Consider the following 22,295-nt stretch of genomic DNA (forward strand, 5'->3'; position numbering starts at 1 on the left):
CCCTCCCGGGGAGTTGCGTGGAGCACATCCGGCACGTCACCCGCCCGATGTTGTGTACATTCTGTAAGAGCGGGCGAAGTCGTCTTGGGAGAGACGGCCCGAGTGTGCCGAACCCCGTACTCAGAGCCATGATCCCGGGTTTGACGGGACGGAAGGTGGAGGCAGGGTGGCGGCGCCACAGTCATGGGCCGGTGGAATGCCCGCGTCCGAGAGGACCTCCGCCGAGGAGGCCTGGCAGTGGCGGGAACCGTCGGTGCTCCTGATCGAGGACGACCCGGGCGACGCCCTGCTGGTCGAGGAACTCGTCGCCGACAGCGCGTTGAAGATGCGCCTGCGCTGGGCCCGGTCCATGGCCGAGGCCCGCGAGGTGCTGCTCGCGGAGGCGCCGGACTGCGTGCTCCTCGACCTCCACCTGCCGGACGCCCACGGGCTCGAGGCCGTGTCGGCGGTCCACGCCCTGGCCGAGCAGGTCGCCGTCGTGGTGCTCACCGGACTGGCCGAGGACGAGACCGGCCTCGCCGCCCTCATGGCGGGTGCCCAGGACTACCTGGTCAAGGGCCGCGTCGAGCCGGAACTGTTCGGCAGGGCCGTGCGGTACGCCATGCAGCGCAAGGAGGCCGAGCAGGCCGCGGCGGCGCTGCAGGCCAGCCAGATGCACGCCCGGGAGAACGCCCGGCTGGAGAGGGGCCTGCTGCCCCGCCCGCTGCTGCACGGCACCGGCGTGGACGTCGTGGCCCGCTACCGCCCCGGCCGCGCCCAGGCGCTGCTCGGCGGTGACTTCTACGACATCGTCCAGAGCCCCGACGGAACCGTGCACGCCGTCATCGGTGACGTCTCCGGGCACGGCCCCGACGAGGCCGCCCTCGGCGTCGCGCTGCGCATAGCCTGGCGCACCCTGGTGCTCAGCGGTGTCACCGGGCCCGAGCAGATCGGCCGCCTGGAGGAGATCCTCGTGGCCGAACGAGCCCGCACCGAGGTCTTCGCCACGCTGACCAGCCTCATCCTTCCGCCGGGCGCACCCTGCGCACGGATGGTGCGGGCCGGGCACCCCGGCCTGCTGCTGCGCACCGACGACGGCGACGTGCGGTGGGTCGAGGTCGCCGGGGGACCGGCCTTGGGCGTGGTGCCGGGCCTGGCCCGCTGGCCCGTCCAGGAACTGCCCCTCCCCCCGGGAGCGGCACTGGTGCTCTTCACCGACGGACTCTTCGAGGGATACGTCGGCCGGGGCAGGGAGCGGCTCGGTGAGGAAGGGCTGCTCCGGCTCGCGAAGGAGGCGGCCCGGCTGTCCCCGGAGCCGTTCGTCGACGGTCTGATCGAGCGGGCCGAGAACCTCGCCGAGGAACAGGGCGGCCTCGCCGACGACGTGGCCGTGCTGCACCTGCGCTGGCACGCGCGGCAGGAGAACGAGAACAAGGGTGGAGACGTAAGCAGTGGCTGACGAGACACGGCTGCCGCGGGGCGGCGGCCGGCTGACGGTGCAGGGCTGGTTCCAGCTCGTGCTCGGCCTCATGGTCCTCATCGTGGTGGTGGGCACCGTGGTCGGTGCCCGGATGCAGGGACGCACCACCGACCTCACCGACCAGCTCACCGACCGCGTCCAGCCGGCCCAGACCGAGGCGTACCGGTTGCAGGCGGCCCTGGTCAACCAGGAGACGGGCGTGCGCGGCTACGCCATCGCCGCCGACCGGCAGTTCCTCACCCCCTACGAGCAGGGCAGGAAGGACGAGGCCCGGGCCGCGGCCCGGCTGCGCACGCTGATCGGCGACCAGCCCGTGCTCCTCGCGGACCTGGAGACGGTGCAGCGGCAGGCGGCCGAGTGGCGGCGGACCTACGCCGCCCCCCTCGTGGACGGTGTCACGCCCGGTGAACCCCGGACCGTGGACGAGACGACCGCCGGGCGGGGCAAGAAGGTCTTCGACGCGATGCGCGCCGCCTGGACCCAGCAGAACCGCGACCTCGCCGATGTCGTCGACGACGGCAAGGCCGAAATGGCCGACGCCCGCACGCTGCGCGACCTGACCTTCGGCATCGTGGTGGGGGCCTTCCTGCTGGCCGGTGTGGCGCTGGCGATCGTGATCCGCCTGCTGGTGGCGCGCCCCCTTCAGAACCTGCGTGAGGCCTCGCGGAAGGTGGCGCGCGGGGAGTTCGACTACTCCATCCCCGCCGAGGGGCCGGCGGACCTCACCGCCGTCGCCCGGGACGTCGAGGACATGCGGCAGCGGATCGTGGCGGAGCTCGCCGCGTCCCAACGGCAGCAGGACGTCCTGAGCCGGCAGGCCGCCGACCTGGACGCCCAGGCCGTGGAGCTCCGCCGCTCGAACGCCGAACTGGAGCAGTTCGCCTACGTCGCCTCCCACGACCTTCAGGAGCCCCTGCGCAAGGTCGCCTCCTTCTGCCAGCTGCTGGAGAAGCGGTACGGCGACAAGCTCGACGACCGGGGCGTGCAGTACATCGACTTCGCCGTCGACGGCGCCAAGCGCATGCAGGTCCTCATCAACGACCTGCTCACCTTCTCCCGGGTGGGCCGGCTCAACGACGCCGCTGTGGAGTGCGGCCTCGACGAGTTCCTGTCCAAGGCCCTGACCAACCTCGACACGGTCATCACCGAGACCGGTGCGCAGGTCGAGCGCCCCGGGGAACTGCCCCGGGTCGTCGGTGACCCGACCCTGCTGGTCATGCTCTGGCAGAACCTGGTGGGCAACGCCGTCAAGTTCCGCGACCCCGAGCGCGCCCCTCGGATCCGGATCACCTGCGACGAGGACCCCGACACCCCCGGGGTCTGGCGGTTCTGCGTCACCGACAACGGGATCGGCATCCCGCAGGAGTTCGCCGAGAAGGTTTTCGTGATCTTCCAGCGGCTGCACAGCCGGGACACGTACGGTGGCACGGGCATCGGCCTGGCGCTGTGCAAGAAGATCGTCGAACACCACGGCGGCCGCATCTGGATCGACACCGCCCACACGGGCGGTACCCGCTTCTGCTTCACTCTGCCGTCCGTCGCGAACGACACCGGCGACATCGACTCCCGTACCGAGGAAAAGGCCCTGGCATGACGACACCCGCCACCCCCATCGACGTCCTCCTCGTCGAGGACGACCCGGGCGACGAGCTGATGACGCGCGAGGCGTTCGAGGACAACAAGATCGGCAACACCCTGCACGTGGTCCGGGACGGTGAGGAGGCGCTCGACTTCCTCTACCGTCGCGCCGGCCACGCCGAGGCCCCCCGGCCGGACCTGATCCTGCTCGACCTCAACCTGCCCAAGTACGACGGACGGCAGGTCCTGGAGAAGATCAAGTCCGATCCCGAGCTGAGCGACATCCCGATCGTCGTCCTGACCACCTCGGCGGCCGAGGAGGACATCCTGCGCAGCTACAAGCTGCACGCCAACGCCTACGTCACCAAGCCGGTCGACCTGGACCAGTTCATCGCCGCGGTCCGCCAGATCGACGACTTCTTCGTCCAGGTGGTACGCCTGCCCCGACGCGGCCTCTGAACGAGCGGGCGGGGACGGCCCCCTTACGGACCCTCCGCTCCGAACAGGGTTTTCGCGAGCGGGTCCGCGCCCAGGAACGCCGTCAGTTCGGCGCGGTCGGGTGCGGTTGCCGGGCCCCTGCGGCCCACCGCGAAGGCCGCCGCCGCGTTGGCGCCGCGTGCGGCCGTCAGCGGGTCGTGGCCCTGTGCGAGCAGGGCCAGGAACGAACCGACGTGGGCGTCCCCCGCCCCGTTGCTGTCGACCGCGTCGACGGGGAATCCCGGTACGTGGACCGGTTCCCGGCCGGGCAGCGCCAGCCGGCAGCCGTCCTTGTCGGCCCGCACGAGCACGCCCGCCGTCGGCGCCAGCCGATCCCGCAGGGCTGCCACCGCGGCCCGCGGATCCTCGTGTCCGCAGAGCAGGCGGGCCTCTCGCGCGTTGAGACTGAGCCAGTCCGTGCGAGCGAGGACGGGCGCGAGGACGGCCTCGGGAATGCCGGCCACCAGGGGCCCCGGGTCGAGGCAGAGCGTGATGCCCGCCGGGAGCCCGGACGCGAAGGCGGACAGCAGGGGACCGTTGACCGGCAGCACCAGGCCGTAGCCGGAGAGCTGCACCAGGTCCCCGGGGCGCAGTTGCCCCGCGACCGCCTCGACCTCGGCGGGCCGCAGCGTGGCCTCGACACCGAAGCTGGTGACGAAGGTGCGTTCGCCACCGCCGTCGATCAAGGCGACGGTGAAGCCGGTGTCGCCCTCCGCACGGGCGGGGAGCAGGGTGCCGATGTCCTCGGCGGCGAGCGCCTCGCGTACGAGATCGCCGTACGGACCGCTGCCGTGCAGCCCGGCGAACACCGCCTCCGTGCCGAGCCGACGGGCCGCGACCAGGGTGTTGAATCCGCCGCCGACGGTCGTCTCGCTGCGCGTGCCGATGACGTCCCCGCCGCGTTCCGGCAGCGCGGGCACCTCGATCACCAGGTCGGCGATCACATTTCCGGCGAGGACGAGACGGCCGGTCATCGTCCGGCCTCCTGCAGGGCGGAGGGCACGGTTGGGTCCCCGCTGCCCGCGACGGAGCGGGTGCCGCGGTCGAACAGCGCGTACACGGCGGCGCCGACCGCCATGGCGATCGCCCAGCCGAGCCCGTTCCGGCCGAACCAGGTGTCGGAGAGCGGACCCGCGAACCAGACGTCCGCCTCACCGGTCGCGGCCTTGGTGAAGAGCAGGCCGGCCACGATGGCGGCGACCCAGCCCACGACCGCGGGCAGCCGGAAGCCGCCCGAGTACCAGTAACGGCTGGTCGACGTGGTGTCCATCAGCGCCTCCGGATCGTAGGCGCGCCCGCGCAGCGAGTCGACCGCGATCACTCCGATCCAGGCCGAGATGGGAACGGCGAGCAGGGTCAGGAACGTCGAGAAGGGCCCGTAGAAGTCGTCGGCGATCAGCATGAAGTAGATGCCGCCCGCGAACATCAGCACCACGTCGAGGGCGACGGCGGCGGCCCGCGGCACCCGGAGCCCCAGGGTGATCATCGTCAGCCCGGCGGAGTAGGTGGAGAGGTGGTTCGACATCAGCAGCCCGCCGAAGGCCGCGACGAGATAGGGGATCGCCATCCAGGAGGGCAGCATCGCGTTGATGGCCGCCACCGGGTCGGAGGAGGTGGCGAGCGTGGGATCGCCCGCCGAGAGCAGCGAACCGAGGGAGATCAGCAGAACGAGGGGGATGCCCGCACCGAAGGCGGAGGCCCCGATGAGCCGGCGGCCGGGGACCGACCGGGGGAGGTAACGGGCGTAGTCGGCACCGGCGTTGGCCCAGCCGATGCCGGTACCCGCGGCGATGAAGCCGATCCCCGCGATCACACCGCTGGCCGGACCCGCCGGGGTGCCGAGGACCTCGGACCAGTCGACGGTGGCGACCAGGAACCCCATCACGACCAGGTTGAGCGCGCCGAAGACGACCGTGGCCCACTTGTTGATCCACATGATGGTGGCATGGCCGAGGCCGCTGATCAGCAGCGTGCAGCCGATGAAGACCAGCAGGCAGACCAGCGTCAGCACGGTGTTCCGGCCCACCCCGAAGGCGGTGTGCAGCATGGCCAGCAGCGCGTACGCCGCGGTCGTGGTGGTGATGGTCTCCCAGCCGACCCGGCTGAGCCACGTGATGAGGGTCGGACCGGCGTTGCCCCGCTGTCCGAAGACCGCCCGGGAGAGGGTGAGCGCGGGCGCACCGCCCTTCTTGCCGGCCAGACTCAGGGCCCCCACCAGCGCGAAGGAGCCGAAGGAACCGACGGCGGCGACGAGGGCCGCCTGCCAGATGTTCAGGCCGCGGAAGGCGACGAGGGTCGCACCGAGCGGGAGCCCGAGGATGCTGATGTTGGCCGCGAACCAGGTCCAGAACATCTGGCCGGCCTGGCCGTGCCGCTCGTGGTCGGGGACCGGCTCGATCCCACGGGTCTCAATGGCGCCGACGCGATCGTTCGTCTTCGAAGCGGTCATGACGGAACCTCCTTGCTGGTGCGGAGGGGCGGGGCGTGCTCGGCGGCTCAGCGGAGTGCGAGCAGCCGCGTGGTCAGGGTTTCGAGTTCCAGGGAGTTGACGGACCGCAGCGTGTCCACGGGCTCGGCGGGCAGCCCAGAGAGCCCGGCGACGGACCCTGCGACGGCACCCGCGATCGCGCCGATGGTGTCACTGTCGCCGCCGAGGTTGGCGGCGAGCAGGGCGGCCTGCCAGGGATCTCCGTCGGCCACCGCCAGGACCGCGAACGCGGCGGGCACCGACTCCTGGCTCGCGACGCTGGTGCCGACGAGCGCGACGATCCGGTCCAGCGCCTCGGCCTCCGGGAGATCCCGTACGAGGTCCCGTGCCCAGGTGATCCGGGCGGCGATGTCGGCCCCGGCGACCCAGTGGCCGCGCCGCGCACCGGCCCGGGCCGCGGCCACGGCGGCATCGACGGCCTCGTCCAGCGAGCCGCCGCCGACACCCGTGCTGACGGCGGCGGCGACGGCGGCCGCGCCCGCGATGCCGAGCCCCGTGTCATGGGTGACCTGGCAGGACTCCACGACATGGTCCAGGAAGACGTCCAGCGGCTGGACGTCGAAGGCGATGCCGACCGGGGTGACGCGCATGGCCGCGCCGTTCGTCGTGCCGTTCCTGCCCGCGTCCCGCGCCGGAACACCGGCGGCCACCGCGTCCAGGGCGGCCTTGGTGGAGGGGCCGAGGAGGTCGAAGGAGCCCTTGGCCTTCATCTCCTTCTCCCAGTCCAGCAGGTCGTGGGCCAGGCGCAGGGGATCGATCCGGCCGCGTCCCTCGGCGATGAGGCGGCCCACGATGACGGCCTGGTCGGTGTCGTCGGTGACGGACCCGGCCGGCATGCCGGCGCTGACCGGATTGTCGGGGAGCGCGGGCCGGAAGCCGGTGAGCCTGCCGTAGACCCGGACGACGTCCTCCCGGGACATCACCTGTGTGGGCATGCCGAGGGCGTCGCCGAGGGCGAGCCCGTAGTAGGCGCCGAGGGCGCGGTCGAGTCGGTCGGTCACGGTCGGCCTCCCTGGCCCGAGCGCACGTGCAGTTCGAATTTGGCGGGATCCAGCAGGCTCGTGACCTGCTCGACGACCGAGCCGTCGCCCGCCCGGTACACCTGGGTGAGCCGCAGGAAGGACTCGCCGGGCGAGCGGTGCAGCACGGCGGCGTCCGCCTCGTCGAGCCCGCGCACCGACACCACGCCCTCGCCGGCGACGGTGATCCGGCCCGCGGCGACCAGCGCCCGGCTCAGCGAGCCGTCGACGAGGCCGCGTTCGGACAGCCCGGCCAGGTCTCCCGTGGCCGGGACCCTGCTGCGCTCCAGCGACACGCCCCGTCCGTCGGCGAGTCGCCTCACCCGGTCCAGCGCGATGAACGTGCTCGAATCCATCCCGAGTTCGGCGGCCAGCTCGGGGTCGCCGACCTCTTCGAAGCGCAGGGTCTCCGACGTGAGCTCCGTGCCCTGCTCGGCGAGGGCCTTGGTCCAGCCGAGCCGGTTGTCGATCGGTGTCCCCTCGAAGGTGACGAAGGAGCCGATCCCGGCATGGGTGGCGATGAGGCCTTCCTCCCCGAGCGCTTGCAGCGCCTGCCGCAGAGTGGTGCGACTGACCCCGAAGCGTTGGGTGAGCGCGTGCTCCCCGGGGAGCCTGCTGCCGTCGGAGTGGACTCCGGCCCTGATCTCGTCGGAGAGGACACGGACGATGCGATGGTGTTTATGGACCTGTCCAGGCATGTCCAAACCGTAAATGAACAAGTCTGGTCAGGTCCATAGCCGGCCGAGGATTTCCCGAACCGCGCGATCACGCGGAGCCAGGCGTGCTAGATTCCCCTTCTGAACATGGTTCCCATTATCGAAAGAAAGCGTAGGTAGGCCACGTGCCTCCGCCCTCGACATCCATACCGACGGCGCGCGCCGACGCGTTCACCGCGGCCGAGGCGCCCGCACCCGCCCCGGGAAGCGGCGGCCGGCTCGCCTCCCGCACGGGACTGCTGCTGGCCTGCGGCGCGTTGACCGCCCTCCTGCTCGCCTCGGTCGTCGTGGCCATCGGCCTGGGACCCGCGGTCATCACCCCCGGGGAGACCGCCCGTCACCTGTGGGCGGCGCTCAGCGGCGGGCGCATCGGCCAGGACGAGGTGACGACGTATCAGATCATCTGGCAGATCCGCACCCCGCGCGTCCTGCTGGCGGCCCTGGTCGGAGCCGGGCTCAGCGCGGTCGGCGTGGCGATCCAGGCCATGGTGCGCAACGCGCTGGCCGACCCCTTCGTCCTCGGTGTCTCGTCGGGCGCCTCCGTCGGCGCCGTCGCCGTCACGGTCACGGGCGGGCTGGCCGCCCTCGGCATCTACGCCGTCTCCGCCGGAGCCTTCGTCGGCGCGTTCGCCGCCTCGCTGCTGGTGTACGCCGCGTCCGCCAGCCGGGGAGCGCTGTCCCCGCTGCGCCTCGTCCTGACCGGCGTGGCCATGTCGCTCGGTTTCCAGGCCGTGATGAGCCTGATCGTGTACTTCGCGCCGGACAGCGAGGCGACCAGCATGGTCCTGTACTGGACCATGGGCAGCTTCGGCGCCGCGACCTGGGGCTCGCTGCCCGTCGTGGCGGTGGTGGTCACGACCGGGATCCTGGCCCTGCACCGGCACGGGCGGGTGATGGACGTCCTCGCCCTCGGCGACGAGACCGCGGCGAGCCTGGGCATCGGCCCCGACCGGCACCGCAAAGGGCTGCTGGTGCTCGTCTCCCTCGTCACCGGCGTCATGGTCGCCGTCAGCGGTGCCATCGCCTTCATCGGACTCGTCATGCCCCACGTGGTGCGCATGCTCGTCGGCGCCACCCACGCCCGCGTCCTCGCCGTGGCACCGCTGGCCGGAGCCATCTTCATGGTGTGGGTCGACCTGGCGGCCCGGACCGTGGTGGCCCCCCGGGAGCTGCCGCTCGGCGTGATCACCGCACTCGTGGGCGTGCCCGTCTTCATCGCCCTGATGCGCCGCAAGGGCTATACGTTCGGGGGGCGTTGACATGGATCTGAGGCTCGACGGACTCTCCGTCGTGACCGACGGCAAGAGCCTCGTGCGCGGCCTGTCCCTGGAGGTGCCGGACGGGCAGGTCGTGGGTCTGGTCGGCCCGAACGGCAGTGGCAAGTCCACCGCCCTGCGGTGCGTGTACCGGGCCCTGCGTCCCAGCTCCGGAACCATCTGGGTGGGCGAGCGGGACCTGGCACGGCTGTCGCTCCGACAGAGCGCGCGAACCATCGCGGCGATGACCCAGGACGGCGCCGTCGACTTCGACTTCACGGTCGAGGAGGTCGTCGCACTCGGACGCGCGCCCCATCTCCAGGGGAACCAGGCACTCAGTGGCCGCGAGCGCGAACTGTGCGAGCGCGCGATGCACCAGCTCGACATCGGTCACCTCGCACAGCGGGGTGTCCTGACCCTGTCGGGCGGTGAGCGCCAGCGCGTGCTGCTGGCCCGCGCCCTCGTCCAGGAGCCGAGCATCCTGATCCTGGACGAACCGACCAACCACCTCGACGTCCGCCACCAGGTCGAGCTGCTCTCGCTGCTGCGCGGGTCCGGCCTCACCGTCCTCGTCGTCCTGCACGACCTCAACCTGGCCGCGGCGGCATGCGACCGTCTCGGCGTGCTGGCGGGGGGCCGCCTCGTCACCTCGGGCACGCCCGCGGACGTCCTCACGCCCGAACTGGTCGCCGACGTCTTTGGGGTGACCGCCACCGTCGTCCCGCACCCGCTCACGGGCGGGCCCCAGCTCCTCTACTCGCTCGGCTCATCCCGCTGAAAGGTGCACGACGACATGCGTACAACCCGACCTCTCGCCCCGGCGCGCCGGCCTGCGGTTCTCGGATCGGCCCTGGTGGTGGCCCTGCTGCTCACCGGTTGCGGCGCCGAAGTCGAACCCGACGCCAAGGCGTCCGCCGAGGTCACCGTCAAGCGCTGCGGTGAGCCGGTGAAGTACAACGTTCCCCAGCGGGCCGTCGCCTACGAAGCCGGCAGCGCGGACAAGCTGTTCGCCCTCGGCCTGACTGATCACGTGCACGGCTACGTGATGCCGCCGGCCAACCCGCCGGTGAGCGAGTCCCCGTATGCCTCCGACTACGCCAAGGTGAAGATGCTCAGCGACGACCTTCTCAACAAGGAGGTCGTCGTCGAGGCCAAGTCCGACTTCGTCGTCGCGGGCTGGAACTCCGGGTTCAAGGACGAGCGGGGCATCACACCGGCCATCCTGGACAAGCTCGGCATCCAGAGCTTCATGCACACCGAGAGCTGCTTCAACTATCCCGGGTATCCGGAGAAGGTCACCCCCTTCGAAGCCCTCTACACCGACCTCGAACGGCTGGGCAGGATCTTCCGGGTCGAGGAGAAGGCGAAGACGGTGGTCGACGGTCTCAAGGAGCGCGTCGAGGCCGTCGAGGCCAAGGCTCCGGCGGGTGACCCGGTTCCGGTCTTCCTCTACGACTCCGGAACCGACCAGCCGTTCACCGCGGGCAATCAGGTCCCGCCCAACGACATCATCAAGTCGGCGGGCGGCAGGAACGTCTTCGACGGACTCGACGAGCGCTGGACCCAGGTCAACTGGGAGTCGGTCGCCGAGTCGGAGCCGGAGGTCGTCGTCATCCTCGACTACGGCGACCTGCCCGCGGAGAAGAAGATCGACTTCCTGAAGAAGTCTCCCCACACCAAGGGACTCCCCGCTGTGAAGAAGAACAACTTCTTCGTCCTCGACTACAACGAGGGCATCAGCGGGCCCCGCAACATCGACGGCCTGGAGAAGTTCGGCGCGTACCTGAGCAGTCTCCGGGGCTGATCGGGCGATGCCGGACGGCACCGGCGAGGTGCCGTACGGCAGTCGCGCGTCGGTCAGTCGCGCACCAGCACGGGCATGCGCGCCGCGGCCTCGGACGGCGAGGCGGCCGCGCTGCCGAAGTTGCCCTCGACCTCGGACTTCTCCGCCGCGTTCGGGTACGGGTTCGTGCACGCGACACCCGCCGTGGAGCCCGACATGAGGCTGGAGCACGGCCCGGGCTTGCGGTCCGGCAGACCCAGGATGTGGCCGAGTTCGTGGGACGAGATGCGCACCGTGTTGTAGCCCTCGTTCACCGCCTGGCGTCCGATGTAGACCGTACCGTTGCCCAGCGAGGTGGTGTAGGCACGCGGCCAGCCGTTGTCGGCCAGGATGCGGATGTTGGCCCGCTGCCCGGACGCGGCCGGGCGCATCTCCACGCCCTCGACGCTCTCGTTCCATATGGCCGCACCCCGGTCGACGGCCGACCGGAACTCCGCGGAGCCGCTCGCGTCGTAGGTGAGCACCGTGGCCGCGGCCAGGGACCTGGCGGTGCCGTTCGGGGCGTCGGCGGCCACGGCCTGGCCGCTCAGCAGGGGCATGGACATCAGCAGGGCTGCGGCGACACCGCCGGTCAGCGCACGGACGTGCATGTTCGACCTCCTTGTGGGGGTAGGAGTCGTGCTCATGACATCACCTGCCTCCCTGCCCGCTCCGCCCGGCGGTCAATCCGCTATTCCGCCCGGTGTCGAACAACCGCGCTGATAGCGTGGCGCCTTGAGCGAGGGGGAGCGGCGGCAGTGACTTCGACTGAGTTTCTGATCGGCGGGGATCTGCGGGTACGGCGGCTCGGATTCGGGGCCATGCACCTGCCGACGGACCCGGACCTGGCCCGCAAGACCTCTCTCGCGGTCACCCGGCGGGCCGTGGAGCTGGGCGTCACCCTGATCGACACCGCGTACATGTACGGCGGCGGAGCCAACGAGGAACTCCTGGCCGAGGCTCTCCACCCCTGTCCCGACGAGCTGCTGATCACCACCAAGGTCGGCGTCGCCCGGTCCGGCCCCGACGGCGAGTGGAGGCTCGACGGCCGGCCGGCAGTGCTGCGCGACCAGGTCGAGCAGGCGCTGCGCCGACTGCGTGTCGAGCGGATCGAGTTGCTCCAGCTCCACCGCATCGACCCCGAGACCCCGCTCGCCGACCAGGTCGGCACGCTCCGGGAGCTGCGGGACGAGGGGAAGATCGGCCGGATCGGACTGTCCGAGGTCACCGTGGGCGAACTCGACCGGGCGCGGCGGATCGTCGACATCGCGAGCGTGCAGAACCGCTACAACCTGCTCGATCGCGAGCACGAGCCGGTGCTGGCGGCCTGCGAGGCGGCGGGGATCGCGTTCCTGCCCTGGCGCCCTGTCGCCTGGGGAGAGTCGGGGCAGCGGGCCGAGGTCGCCGCCGTGGCCGCCGAAGTCGGCGCCACCCCCACACAGCTTGCCCTGGCTTGGCTCCTCGGCCACTCGCCGGTCGTCCTCCCGATCCCGGGCACCGCCCGGATCGACCACCTGGAGGAGAACCTCGCCGCCGAGAGCCTCCACCTGTCCCCGGCCCATCGCGATCGCCTAGACCGCCTCGGAGACGCTGGCAGCCGGGGAGCGGCCAAGTAGCGCCATCGGTTTGGAAACCGAGTGACAGAAGTGGCGTGCATTGGTCTAGGCCTGAGCGCTCCGGCCTCGTATGGTCGTCGGTGGCCGGCGGCACGACCTTCTCCCCCCACCCGGGTTGCGAGCCGGCTCGGAAGGCGCCCCACGACCGCGACCCGAGCAGCCGGGTGAACTCCCCCCACTCACCGCCTCCGGGAGGCAATGGTGAAAGTTCGCACCAGATTGTCGGCGATCATCGGCACCCTCGGTCTCGTCGGATCCCTGGCACTGGCCACGGCGTACGCCGACGAGCCCGCCACCGAAACGAGCGCGGCGCAGGTCGCGCTGACGGAGGTCGCCCAGGCCAAGAACCCGACCGCCGGTGCCGCGGGACCCGGCGACACGGTCTGGATCGCCGAACGCGCGGGAACGGTCCGGGTCCTGAACGACGCCGGACTCGGCGAACCCGTCCTCGACATCTCCGACGAGACCACCACCGACGGCGAACGCGGCCTGCTCGGCGTGACGTTCGACAAGGACTTCGCGCACTTCTACATCTCCTACACCGACCTCCAGGGCACCAGCACCATCGACGAGTTCGCCGTCCAGGACGGGACGATCCAGGAGGACACCCGGCGCACCGTCCTGACCCAGCAGCAGCCCGAGTCGAACCACAACGGCGGCGACATCACGTTCGGCCCCGACGGCTACCTCTACATCGCGTTCGGCGACGGCGGAGGCGGCGGCGACCCCGACGGCAACGGGCAGAAGCTCGACACCCTGCTCGGCAAGCTGCTCCGGATCGACCCGAAGGGCGGCACCCCGTACGCCGTCCCGAAGGACAACCCCTTCGTCGGCGACCCCAACGCCAAGAGCGAGATCTGGTCCTACGGGCTGCGCAACCCGTGGCGGTTCTCCTTCGACTCGGGCTCCGGCGACCTGCTGATCGCGGATGTCGGTCAGAGCGAGTGGGAGGAGATCGACTGGGCGCCCGCGGACAGCAAGGGCGGCGAGAACTACGGCTGGGCGCAGATGGAGGGCACCCACCCCTTCCGCGGCGGCACCGAGCCCGCGAACCACGTCCCGCCGATCCACGAGTACGACCGCAACGGCCTCGGCTGCTCGGTCACCGGCGGCTACGTCTACCGGGGCCAGGCCATCGGGGACCTCGCGGGCCAGTACGTCTACAGCGACTACTGCGACGGCACCCTGCGCTCCCTGGAGATCGAGAACGGCAAGGTGACCGCCGAGCACGACCTCGGTGTGAACGGCGGAGAGATCGTCTCCTTCGCCCAGGACACCGACGGCGAGCTGTACGCCCTGGCCATCGGCGGCACGGTCTGGCGGGTCGACCCGGCGTGACATGAGGGTATGACGGAGGCCCGGAAGGGCCGCACTTCGCGAGGGTAGGGTGGACGGGTGACCCTCATCGTGCGGCCCGACCGCGTCCTCCGACGCCCCCGTTGAGTGGGCGCGCCTGTGACCGGTGCGCGGGAGCGTGCGGTGCTTGTGACGGGGCCGCGCGTGTGGTGGGGGGCGGTGGTGGTGCTCGCCGCACTGGTGGTCGTCGCGGTCGGGGTTCTCTACGGCGGTGCCGGCGGGCCCGGTGTGGTGGACGCGCGGGTCGGGGCGGCCGTTGACGGTGCGGGATCGGCGTGGCGGGATGTCGCCCTGGCCACGGACTTCCTGGGGGAGCCCGGGGGAGCGGCGATGCTGGTGGTGGCCGCGGCGGTGGGTGCCCTGGTGGTTCGGTGGCCTCGTGCGGCCGTGTTCGTCGTGGCCGGTCCCGGCCTGTCCGTGGTGGCGACGAAGCTTCTCAAACCGGTGGTGGGACGCACCATCCACGACGGTCACCTGTCCTACCCGAGCGGGCACACCGCCTTCCTCACCGCGTTCGCCCTCGCGGTCGCGCTGCTCGTGACCGGCCGGCTCCGGATCGGCGGCGCCGCCGGCCCGTCGCTCGTGCTCGCCACGGCGACGGCGGCCGGCGCCGCGATGGGCTGGGCGCAGGTCGTGCTGGGCGCGCACTACCCGACGGACGTGCTCGGCGGCTGGTGCACCGCGCTGGCGGTGACACCGGCCACCGCGTGGATGGTCGACCGGGCGGCCGGCAGGCGGGCCGGACGGATGTCCGACGCCCCTCAGCCGGAGCGCCGCTGACGCCGGGTCACACGGAACGCCGGAACACCGGTTTCACCGGGCGTCCCCCCGTCCACGGCGTGGGGTCACCCGCGTCCAGTGCCTTCCGGTACACCGCACACGCCTGCGCCACCACGTCGACGGTGTGATCGATGTCGGCGTCACTGAGAGCGTTGCTCACCACGAACGACGGGGCCAGCACCCCGCCCGCCAGTAGCCGGCGCAGGAACAGGGTGCGGTACGGCTGTGACGGCCGACGGTTCTCGTCGAGGGTGGCGAAGACCAGGTTGCTGGCCCGGCCCCGGACGACAACGTGGTCGGCCACACCCATGCCGGCCGCGGCGTCGCGGACACCGGCGGCGAGGCGCTCGCCGAGCGCGTGCAGCCGCGCGGTCACGCCCTCCTCGACGTAGGTGGTCTGCACGGCCATCGCGGCCGCCAGCGAGTGCGTTTCGGCCCCGTGCGTGGTGGACAGCAGGAACACCCGGTCGCCGGAGTGACGCAGTCCGCCCCACTCCATCAGATCGCGGCGCCCGGCCAGGGCGGAGACGGCGCACCCGTTGCCCAGCGCCTTGCCGAAGGTGGAGAGGTCGGGGACGACGCCGTACAGGCCCTGGGCGCCCGCCTCGGACCAGCGGAAGCCGGTGATCATCTCGTCGAAGACCAGCACGCAGCCGTGCCGGTCGGCCAGTTCGCGCAGACCGGCGAGATACCCGGGCGGCGGCTCGTTGTGGGTGGCCGGTTCGAGGATCAGGCAGGCGACCTCGTCCCGGTACCGGGCGAGCAGTTCCTCGGTGGCGGCCAGGTCGCCGTACGGGAAGGCCACGGTGAGATCGGTGGTCGCCGCCGGAACACCGGCGGACATGGGCGTGGTACCGATGAACCAGTCGTCGACGGAGTAGAAGGGATGGTCGCCGCAGATGGCGACTCGTGCGCGCCCGGTGACGGCGCGGGCGAGACGTACCGCGGCGGTGGTGACGTCGGATCCGTTCTTCGCGAACTTCACCATCTCCGCGGTCGGCACGGTGGCCAGGAAGCGTTCCGCGGCCTCGACCTCCACGACGGACGGCCGGACGAAGTTGCTGCCGCGGTCGAGTTCGCGCCGTACCGCCTCGACCACGCGCGGGTGCGCGTGCCCGAGGCTCACCGACCGGAGGCCGGAGCCGTATTCGACGTAGCGGTTGCCGTCGACGTCCCACACATGGGCACCGCGGCCGTGGCTGATGACCGGGGCCAGGTCGTCGGGGTACTGGTCGTCGCCCTTGGCGTAGGTGTGCGCGCCCCCGGGAATCATGGCGTGCAGACGTTCGTTGGCCTGCCGCGACCGGGGCAGGCGGAGGCCTTCGGGCCCTTGGGTGTTCACGCGTACTTCAGCCCTCTCTCTGCTTCAGGACCTCGGCGAGGCTCGGCGCCTCCCGGTCCCGCCGGGACATCGACCTGGGCGGCAGCGGCCAGGGAACGGCGAGTTCGGGGTCGTCGAAGGCGATCGTGACGTCCTCGGCCGGATCGTGCGGGCGGTCGATCCGATAGGAGGTGTCGGCGGTCTCGGTCAGCGCCTGGAAGCCGTGCGCGCACCCCGCAGGGATGTACAGGGTCACCTGTGTCTCGCCGGACAGCTCGAAGGTGGCCACGTTGCGGTAGGTCGGGGAGCCGGGTCGCAGGTCGACCACGACGTCGAGGATCCGCCCGTACGAGCACCGCACCAGCTTGGCCTCTCCGGCCCCCGCGCGCAGGTGCAGCCCGCGCAGCACGCCCCGGACCGAGCGGGACACGCTGTCCTGGACGAAGGCGTCCGGGTCGAGGCCCACCGAGCGGACCACGTCGGCGTCGAAGGTGCGGCAGAAGAAGCCGCGTTCGTCGGCGTACGGCACCGGCTCGAAGAGGTACGCGCCGGTGATCTCCGGGACCGCGGTCGCCTTCATGAAGTCTCCTGTCGGGCGGGGGCGCCGGCGTTGCCGGTCGAGGGGAACAGGGTCGCGGTCAGGACGGTGAACTGCTGCTCCAGCCGCCGGACGGCGCCCTCGTTCCGCTCGGCGAGGGTCAGCCGCAGCTCCGCCGAGCGCTTCTCCAACTCCCGGAACTGCTCCAGCAGATGCTCGGCGTCGATGTCGCGCGCCGGCTGGCAGTACGGGGCCAGGCCCATGCGCGCCATCAGGGCGTCGCTCTTGGCCGAGTAGCTGAGCGCGAGCGTCGGCGTGCCCACCTTCAGGGCGCAGACCAGGTTGTGGTACCGGGTCGCCACCACGGTGTCGGCGGCCGCCGTCTCCTTCATCAGGTCGGCGAGCGAGGCCGTCTCGGCGACGGTGACCAGCGGCGAGTCCACCGCGTCGAGAATGCGGTCGGCCACCGGCCGGTCGAGCTCGTCGCCGGTGAGCAGCCGGACCGGTCTGCCCTCCGCGACGAGCGCGCGGACGAACCGCGTCGTTCCGTCGAGGTAGCGCCGGTGGATCTCGTCGGCCCTGGCGCGGTCGTCGTTGCCGCCGTGGAAGGCCATGACACCGACGCAGACCGTGCCCTGCGGAGCCGAGGGCGCGCTCGTCGCCGGTGTCGGCAGAGCGAACACGAGGTCCTCGTAGACCTCGTCGCGCGCGGTGTCCACGCCCATCTCCCGCATCGCGTCACGGGACATGCCGTCCCGGAACGACCGGTAGGTGGCCAGCCGTGCCGACCAGCGCGTCAACACGCGGGTCGGCCGCCGGGCGATCGTGGCGGCGCCCACACTGACCAGCGCGACCCGGGTACGGAGCAGCCGCCCGGTCGCACAGAGCAGGAACAGCGAGTACGGGAACCCCCACGGCCGCAGCGGCAGCGTGGCCTCCAGGACGCCCGTGCCCGGCACGATCACCACGTCGTGCCGGCGCACCCAGACGGCGGTGCGGACGGCGTCGACGATTTTGCCGAGCCCCTTGGCCGCGATCGCGCTCGCCCGGGACGCGGTCCGGTACTCGCCGCCGTACCAGTTCAGCCGGGTCGCCGGGATCCCGTACCTGCTCTCGACGTGTTCGGGTCCACCGCACAGCGCGTCCACGACGGCCGCCGGATGCTCGGCGCGGAGGTACCCGAGCACGGCCTCGAGCGATCCGTCGTTGCCGACGTTGCCGGAGCCGAGCAGCCCGAACACCCCTACGCGCACCGGTGTTCCGTGCGCAACGGTCATGCCTGCCTCCCCTCGCGGCCGGCGACGAGCGCGTCGACGGAGACGGTGTGCCGGCCCGGGTCGACGGGCGCGCGGTCCTCGACCCGCTCACCGGCACCGGGCCGGGCCCGGCTGGTCATCCACGCGGCAAGGTGGCGGTAGCACGCGCGCCGGTCCGCGGCCGACAACGGCGCCCGCCGGATCGCCGCGACGAAGCCCCAGACGTACTCGGCGAGCAGCCGGGGCGTCGGGTGCAGCGGGCCCGCCCGGCGCGGGTCCAGGTTGACGCACCGGGCGCGCTTGCCCGGGTTCGCCCGCTCGGCGCGGGTGGGGTGGTCGCGGCGGAAGTACAGCAGCTCCGGCACCTGGTGGAAGGGGCCGTGCAGGGTGATCTCGGCGACGAACGTGCGGTCCGCGTGGTGGTAGCTGTCGTGCGGCTTCACCCGGCGCAGCACGTCGGCCCGCATCACTCCGTAGAAGTCGTCGCCGCCGGGCTCGAACAGCAGACTGCGGAAGCGCTCCGGCGCGCGCGGCGAGTCGGTCGCGAGCCCGTACTCGTAGGGGACCTTCACCTCGCCGTCGCCGTCGACGACCGCCTGCCCGCTGTGCGCGAGGATCACCTCCGGCCGCTCGTCCAGCGCCTGCACGCAGCGGCGCAGCAGGTCACGGGCGTACAGGTCGTCGTGCGAGGCCCACTTGAACAGCTCGCCCCGGCACTCGGTGAACACGTAGTTGTGGTTGGGCGCGGCGCCGATGTTCCTGGGCAGCCTGAGGTACCGGATGCGTGAGTCCCGCGCGGCGTACCGGCGGCAGATGTCCCGGGTGCCGTCGGTCGAGGCGTTGTCCGACACGACCAGCTCGAAGTCCTCGTAGGTCTGGCCGAGCAGGGCGTCGAACGCCTCGGACAGGTACTCCTCGCCGTTGTACACGGGCAGGCCGATGCTCAGCCGGGGATGGGCGGTCATGGCGTCCTCACTTCACGGATGGAATGGTGGTGGCGCTCGCGCAGGGCGGCCCGCAGTTGCAGCCACCAGACGGCGGAGCCGCAGGCGGCGGCGGTGGCGACGCCCCAGGCGGAACCGGCCGTGCCGGCCGCGAAGGCACCACCGAGCCCTCCGCCGACGTAGCAGACGGAGGCGAACAGCTGGCAGCGCAGACTGCGCCGGGCCGCGGCGAGCGCGCGCAGCCCGGCCGCCGCGCCGGTGCCGAGGCCGGCGCCCGCGACACCGAGAGTGACCGGCACGACGATGGCCGACGCGCCGTCCCAGACATCACCGAGTACCAGCTCGCCCAGCCGGTCCGGGACCAGCAGCAGCGCCGCGCCCCAGAGCAGTGCGCCGACGGCCTGCCCGCCGCCCAGGAGAAGGCAGAACCTGCCCAGCCGCCGCGGGGCCTCCCGCAGTACCCGGGCCGCCTCCGCCACGGTGACCAGCGACAGCCCCATCAGTACCGCGAGGAAGGGGCCGAGCAGCAGTTCGGCTCCCCGGATCACACCGACCGCGCCGACGCCGACGATCACGCCGAGCCCGTACGCCCGCAGCTGGCTGGAGCCGCTGACGCCGACGTTCTCGACCAGGTACCGGTAACCGAGGTCGCGGTGGTCGCGCAGCCAGTCGCGTGCCCCGGTGAACCTGGGCCGGATGCCGGACTGGAAGCAGCCGTACACGGCGGCCACCGCGGCGGACGTGCCCCACGCGACCACGAACGCGGTCACGCTGCCCACCCGGGCCGCCACCACCATGGCGGGGACGAGCGCGACACCCCAGACGACGTCGTTCACAAAAGCCTTGCGCCCCTGGCCCGCGGCGAAGAACGAATACCGCCAGGCGTCCTGCAGCAGCAGCCCCGGCAGCATGAGGCCGAGGCCGGCGAAGGCGGGCCCCACGCGGCCGCCCATACCGAGGCCGGCCACCAGACACACCGCGCCGACGGTGGCACCGACGCCGAGCGCGGTGCCCGACGACCGGGCCACAGCCCCGCGCCAGGACGCCTCCGGCACGCCGCTGAAGCGCACCACGAGCGGGTCGGTGGCCAGCCCTCGCGAGACGCTGAGCACCACGCCGTACGTCACCCAGGCCAGGCTGAACACGCCGAACGCGGTCAGCCCCAGCGAGCGAGCCACGTAGATCCCCACCGCGAAGTTGGAGATGCTGGAGGCCGCCTGGTCGGCCAGTCCCCAGGACAGCCGGCCGGCCATGCCCGCCATGGCCCGCGTGCCGCTGGGCCGGGCGGGTCCGGCCTCGTCGGCCGAGGCCGTCGTCGTCTTCTTCCCTCCGGTGGTCATGGGCGTCACGCCTTGAGCAGCCCTGCGCCGTGCAGGGCGTCGGCCGCGTCGGCGACGGTGTCGAACGGGAGCCCGGACCGCTCGGCGATGTCCAGCAGACCGTGCTCGCCGTCGGAGAGGCTGAGCACCCAGAGCATGGCCATCTGAGCCTGCTTGGCGTCGCTGCGGCCGCCGAGCGAGTCGTACAACCCGCGCCGCCCCAGCTGTGGTTCGCCGTAGGGGCTGAGGTTGACGTACCGCCGGTCGCGGTCCAGCACGGCGAACGCCTCACGGCAGACGGCGAGCGTGTCCTCCATCGCCCGGGGGGAGACGAAGTCCAAGTCGTCCGCCGAGGTGTGGTATTCGGGGTAGCCGGCGTACGGGGTGCGGGTGAGCGAGCCCACACCGAGGTCGAAGCCGGGCGAGCAGAACTGGCGCTCGTCGTATCCGTAAGGGGTGAACTCGGTGACGAGGTGCGGGCGTTCGGAGGTCTCCAGCACGTGCCGCATCACCCGGTCGATGCCCGCGTCACCGCGCCGGCTCCGCTTGTAGGTCAGCCGGCCCCGGTCGCCCGCGCAGGCCAGCACCAGGCCGTGCTTGACCCGCTCGACGCGCTCCGCGTTGCGGGCCAGCCAGGTGATGGCCCCGATGGTGCCGGGCGCGAACAGGAACCGGTACGTGTAGTACGGCGTCCGCTCCGCCAGCTCCCGGGCCAGGAACGTCGCCACCGCGATGCCGGCCAGGTTGTCGTTGGCCAGCGACGGGTGGCAGACGTGGCAGGAGACGATCACCTCGTCGGGGACCTGCCCGGGGACCACGTGCTCGGCGTAGGTGAGGTGGCCGTCGGCGAGGGTGGAGTCGATCCGGACCTCGTAGTCGCCGTCCGGCAGCGCGTCCAGGGTGTCCTGGGCCAGGCAGAAACCCCAGTCGGGCTTGTAGTAGCTGGTGCGGTACGGCACCCAGGCGGGATGGTCCGGCAGGGTGTGCAGGTGCGCACGGAGTTCGGCGAGCGGCATCGTCGCCGACACCGGGACGCTGTAGCCGAGCACGTGCAGGCTGGACGCGGCGAAGTCGACGACCCGGTTGCCCCGCGCGTCGGCGATGTACGCGTCGCGGATGTTCCACTCCTGCGGCACCGTCCAATCGAGCACCTGCGTCCCGGTCGGCACCTCGTGCACCCGCAGCGGCAGGTACTCGCCCACGATCTCCAGGGTGGCCCGCACCCCGTCGCCCGTGATGCTCCGGCACAGCGGGTACATCCGCTCCACCAGCGCGTGCATCCGCTCACCGACCGACGTCCCCGGCTGTGCGCCGGCCGTCGTCATCCGCGCCACCGCAGGGTGTCGTCCACGGCGCCGGCGTCGGTGGCCGCACGCAGCACGGCCAGCCGGGTGAAGCGGCGCTCGAAGTCCTCCCGGGTCAGCCCGTGTTTCCGGTAGGCGTCGGCGAGTTCGAGCGCGCCCTGCTTCACCGTCCACTCGCAGTCGAAGCCGGGCACCGCGGCGCGGAACCGGGAGAAGTCCACCCGGTACGACCGCGGGTCGGCACCCGTCTCCCCGGTGATCACCACCTGTGAGTCCGGCACCGCCGCCGCGACCTGCTCGGCGATCTCGGCGACCGTGACGTTGTTGACCTCGCTGCCGATGTTGAACGCCCGGTCGTGCACCGCCTCCCGGGGCGCGGTCAGCGCGGCCGTGAAGGCCCGGGCGATGTCCACGGCGTGCACCAGCGGACGCCAGGGGGTGCCGTCCGAGAGCACCAGCACCTCGCCCGACAGGAGCGCGTGGCCCACCAGGTTGTTCAGCACGATGTCGGCGCGCAGCCGGGGCGAATGGCCGAAGGCGGTGGCGTTGCGCATGTACACCGGGCTGAAGTCGCCGTCGGACAGCGCGTGCAGGTCGTCCTCCACCCGCACCTTGGACTCCGCGTACGGCGTCACCGGGCGCAGCGGGGCGTCCTCGGCCACCAGGTCGCCACCACCCGCGGCGCCGTAGACCGAGCAGGTCGACGCGTACAGGAAGCGCCGCACCCCGGCGTCGCGGGCCAGCCGGGCCAGCCGCACGGACGCGTGGTGGTTGATGTCGTACGTCAGCTCCGGCGCCAGCGAGCCCAGAGGGTCGTTGGAGAGCGCGGCCAGGTGGATCACGGCGTCCACGCCGCTCACATGCTCGGCCGTGACGTCACGCAGGTCGACCCGGTGCCCGGGCGGGTCCTCGGGTGACGGGCCCAGCAGGCAGTCGGCGAACAGGCCGGCGTCGAGACCGACGACCTCGTGCCCGGCGGCCGTGAGGACGGGCGCCATCACGGTGCCCAGATAGCCCTGGTGTCCGGTCAGCAGTACGCGCAAGGT

21 protein-coding genes are annotated in these 22,295 nt (G+C 71.9%); 9 read left to right on the top strand and 12 right to left on the bottom strand.

From position 1 onward, the window contains the following. Positions 1-196: 196 nt before the first annotated feature. The 3 genes from ACGF3J_RS24495 (at position 197) to ACGF3J_RS24505 (ending at position 3,496) form a co-directional block, all read left to right on the top strand. A complete protein-coding gene (locus tag ACGF3J_RS24495; protein WP_393854789.1) occupies positions 197-1,438 on the top strand; it encodes a PP2C family protein-serine/threonine phosphatase in 1,242 nt (413 codons plus the stop codon). Positions 1,439-1,508: 70 nt separating this feature from the next. Continuing rightward, complete coding sequence (locus ACGF3J_RS24500) at positions 1,509-3,053, top strand: CHASE3 domain-containing protein (protein ID WP_393854866.1); 1,545 nt, start codon at positions 1,509-1,511, stop codon at positions 3,051-3,053. After that, positions 3,050-3,496, top strand: a complete 447-nt coding sequence (locus ACGF3J_RS24505) for a response regulator (RefSeq protein WP_234957739.1) — start codon at positions 3,050-3,052, stop codon at positions 3,494-3,496. Before ACGF3J_RS24500 ends, ACGF3J_RS24505 begins: the two co-directional genes overlap by 4 nt. A 23-nt stretch (positions 3,497-3,519) precedes the next feature. Here ACGF3J_RS24505 and ACGF3J_RS24510 read toward each other — a convergent pair whose 3' ends face one another. The 4 genes from ACGF3J_RS24510 to ACGF3J_RS24525 are packed head-to-tail and all read right to left on the bottom strand — an operon-like array spanning position 3,520 to position 7,719. Next, positions 3,520-4,488: a PfkB family carbohydrate kinase gene (locus ACGF3J_RS24510; protein WP_393854790.1), complete on the bottom strand. Its 969-nt coding sequence runs from the start codon at positions 4,486-4,488 to the stop codon at positions 3,520-3,522. Further along, entirely contained in the window at positions 4,485-5,963 is a 1,479-nt protein-coding gene (locus ACGF3J_RS24515) for a purine-cytosine permease family protein (protein ID WP_393854791.1), read from the bottom strand. Before ACGF3J_RS24515 ends, ACGF3J_RS24510 begins: the two co-directional genes overlap by 4 nt. Positions 5,964-6,010: 47 nt before the next feature. Then, a complete protein-coding gene (locus ACGF3J_RS24520; protein ID WP_393854792.1) occupies positions 6,011-7,003 on the bottom strand; it encodes an ADP-ribosylglycohydrolase family protein in 993 nt (330 codons plus the stop codon). Further along, positions 7,000-7,719 (bottom strand): GntR family transcriptional regulator, encoded by a 720-nt coding sequence (locus tag ACGF3J_RS24525; RefSeq protein WP_393854793.1) that lies wholly within the window; start codon positions 7,717-7,719, stop codon positions 7,000-7,002. The genes ACGF3J_RS24520 and ACGF3J_RS24525 overlap by 4 nt, the downstream gene beginning before the upstream one ends. 254 nt (positions 7,720-7,973) lie before the next feature. Here ACGF3J_RS24525 and ACGF3J_RS24530 point away from each other — a divergent pair, with 254 nt between their 5' ends. The 3 genes from ACGF3J_RS24530 to ACGF3J_RS24540 are packed head-to-tail and all read left to right on the top strand — an operon-like array spanning position 7,974 to position 10,797. Then, a complete protein-coding gene (locus ACGF3J_RS24530) occupies positions 7,974-8,996 on the top strand; it encodes a FecCD family ABC transporter permease (RefSeq protein WP_393854867.1) in 1,023 nt (340 codons plus the stop codon). A 1-nt stretch (position 8,997) separates the two neighbouring features. Beyond that, the gene (locus ACGF3J_RS24535; RefSeq protein WP_393854794.1) at positions 8,998-9,771 is read left to right on the top strand and encodes an ABC transporter ATP-binding protein; all 774 of its coding nucleotides are present in this window, start codon (positions 8,998-9,000) and stop codon (positions 9,769-9,771) included. A 15-nt stretch (positions 9,772-9,786) separates the two neighbouring features. Then, positions 9,787-10,797: an ABC transporter substrate-binding protein gene (locus ACGF3J_RS24540; protein WP_393854795.1), complete on the top strand. Its 1,011-nt coding sequence runs from the start codon at positions 9,787-9,789 to the stop codon at positions 10,795-10,797. Between the two features lie 53 nt (positions 10,798-10,850). Here ACGF3J_RS24540 and ACGF3J_RS24545 read toward each other — a convergent pair whose 3' ends face one another. Beyond that, on the bottom strand, positions 10,851-11,426 hold the full coding sequence (locus ACGF3J_RS24545) for a snapalysin family zinc-dependent metalloprotease (RefSeq protein WP_393854796.1): 576 nt from the start codon (positions 11,424-11,426) through the stop codon (positions 10,851-10,853). 147 nt (positions 11,427-11,573) lie between these two features. Between ACGF3J_RS24545 and ACGF3J_RS24550 the strand changes: the two genes are divergently transcribed. The 3 genes from ACGF3J_RS24550 to ACGF3J_RS24560 all read left to right on the top strand — a co-directional run bounded on the left by ACGF3J_RS24550 (position 11,574) and on the right by ACGF3J_RS24560 (position 14,567). After that, on the top strand, positions 11,574-12,431 hold the full coding sequence (locus ACGF3J_RS24550) for an aldo/keto reductase (RefSeq protein WP_393854797.1): 858 nt from the start codon (positions 11,574-11,576) through the stop codon (positions 12,429-12,431). 201 nt (positions 12,432-12,632) lie between these two features. Beyond that, positions 12,633-13,769: a PQQ-dependent sugar dehydrogenase gene (locus tag ACGF3J_RS24555; RefSeq protein ID WP_393854868.1), complete on the top strand. Its 1,137-nt coding sequence runs from the start codon at positions 12,633-12,635 to the stop codon at positions 13,767-13,769. A 117-nt stretch (positions 13,770-13,886) separates the two neighbouring features. Next, positions 13,887-14,567, top strand: coding sequence for a phosphatase PAP2 family protein (locus ACGF3J_RS24560; protein ID WP_393854798.1), 681 nt, complete (start codon positions 13,887-13,889; stop codon positions 14,565-14,567). 7 nt (positions 14,568-14,574) lie between these two features. Here ACGF3J_RS24560 and ACGF3J_RS24565 read toward each other — a convergent pair whose 3' ends face one another. The 7 genes from ACGF3J_RS24565 to ACGF3J_RS24595 are packed head-to-tail and all read right to left on the bottom strand — an operon-like array spanning position 14,575 to position 22,292. Continuing rightward, on the bottom strand, positions 14,575-15,909 hold the full coding sequence (locus tag ACGF3J_RS24565) for a glutamate-1-semialdehyde 2,1-aminomutase (protein WP_393854799.1): 1,335 nt from the start codon (positions 15,907-15,909) through the stop codon (positions 14,575-14,577). A gap of 7 nt (positions 15,910-15,916) precedes the next feature. Continuing rightward, complete coding sequence (locus ACGF3J_RS24570) at positions 15,917-16,468, bottom strand: dTDP-4-dehydrorhamnose 3,5-epimerase family protein (RefSeq protein ID WP_386931136.1); 552 nt, start codon at positions 16,466-16,468, stop codon at positions 15,917-15,919. Continuing rightward, positions 16,465-17,703, bottom strand: a complete 1,239-nt coding sequence (locus ACGF3J_RS24575) for a polysaccharide pyruvyl transferase family protein (protein WP_161326892.1) — start codon at positions 17,701-17,703, stop codon at positions 16,465-16,467. Before ACGF3J_RS24575 ends, ACGF3J_RS24570 begins: the two co-directional genes overlap by 4 nt. Then, entirely contained in the window at positions 17,700-18,647 is a 948-nt protein-coding gene (locus ACGF3J_RS24580) for a glycosyltransferase family 2 protein (RefSeq protein WP_393854800.1), read from the bottom strand. Before ACGF3J_RS24580 ends, ACGF3J_RS24575 begins: the two co-directional genes overlap by 4 nt. Continuing rightward, positions 18,644-19,966 (bottom strand): hypothetical protein, encoded by a 1,323-nt coding sequence (locus ACGF3J_RS24585; protein ID WP_393854801.1) that lies wholly within the window; start codon positions 19,964-19,966, stop codon positions 18,644-18,646. The genes ACGF3J_RS24580 and ACGF3J_RS24585 overlap by 4 nt, the downstream gene beginning before the upstream one ends. A 5-nt stretch (positions 19,967-19,971) precedes the next feature. After that, positions 19,972-21,270 (bottom strand): DUF4910 domain-containing protein, encoded by a 1,299-nt coding sequence (locus ACGF3J_RS24590; RefSeq protein ID WP_393854802.1) that lies wholly within the window; start codon positions 21,268-21,270, stop codon positions 19,972-19,974. After that, the gene (locus tag ACGF3J_RS24595; protein ID WP_161326450.1) at positions 21,267-22,292 is read right to left on the bottom strand and encodes an NAD(P)-dependent oxidoreductase; all 1,026 of its coding nucleotides are present in this window, start codon (positions 22,290-22,292) and stop codon (positions 21,267-21,269) included. Before ACGF3J_RS24595 ends, ACGF3J_RS24590 begins: the two co-directional genes overlap by 4 nt. Positions 22,293-22,295: the final 3 nt, after the last annotated feature.

The sequence above is a fragment of the Streptomyces sp. NPDC048171 genome, from assembly GCF_043202655.1.
Lineage (GTDB): Bacteria > Actinomycetota > Actinomycetes > Streptomycetales > Streptomycetaceae > Streptomyces.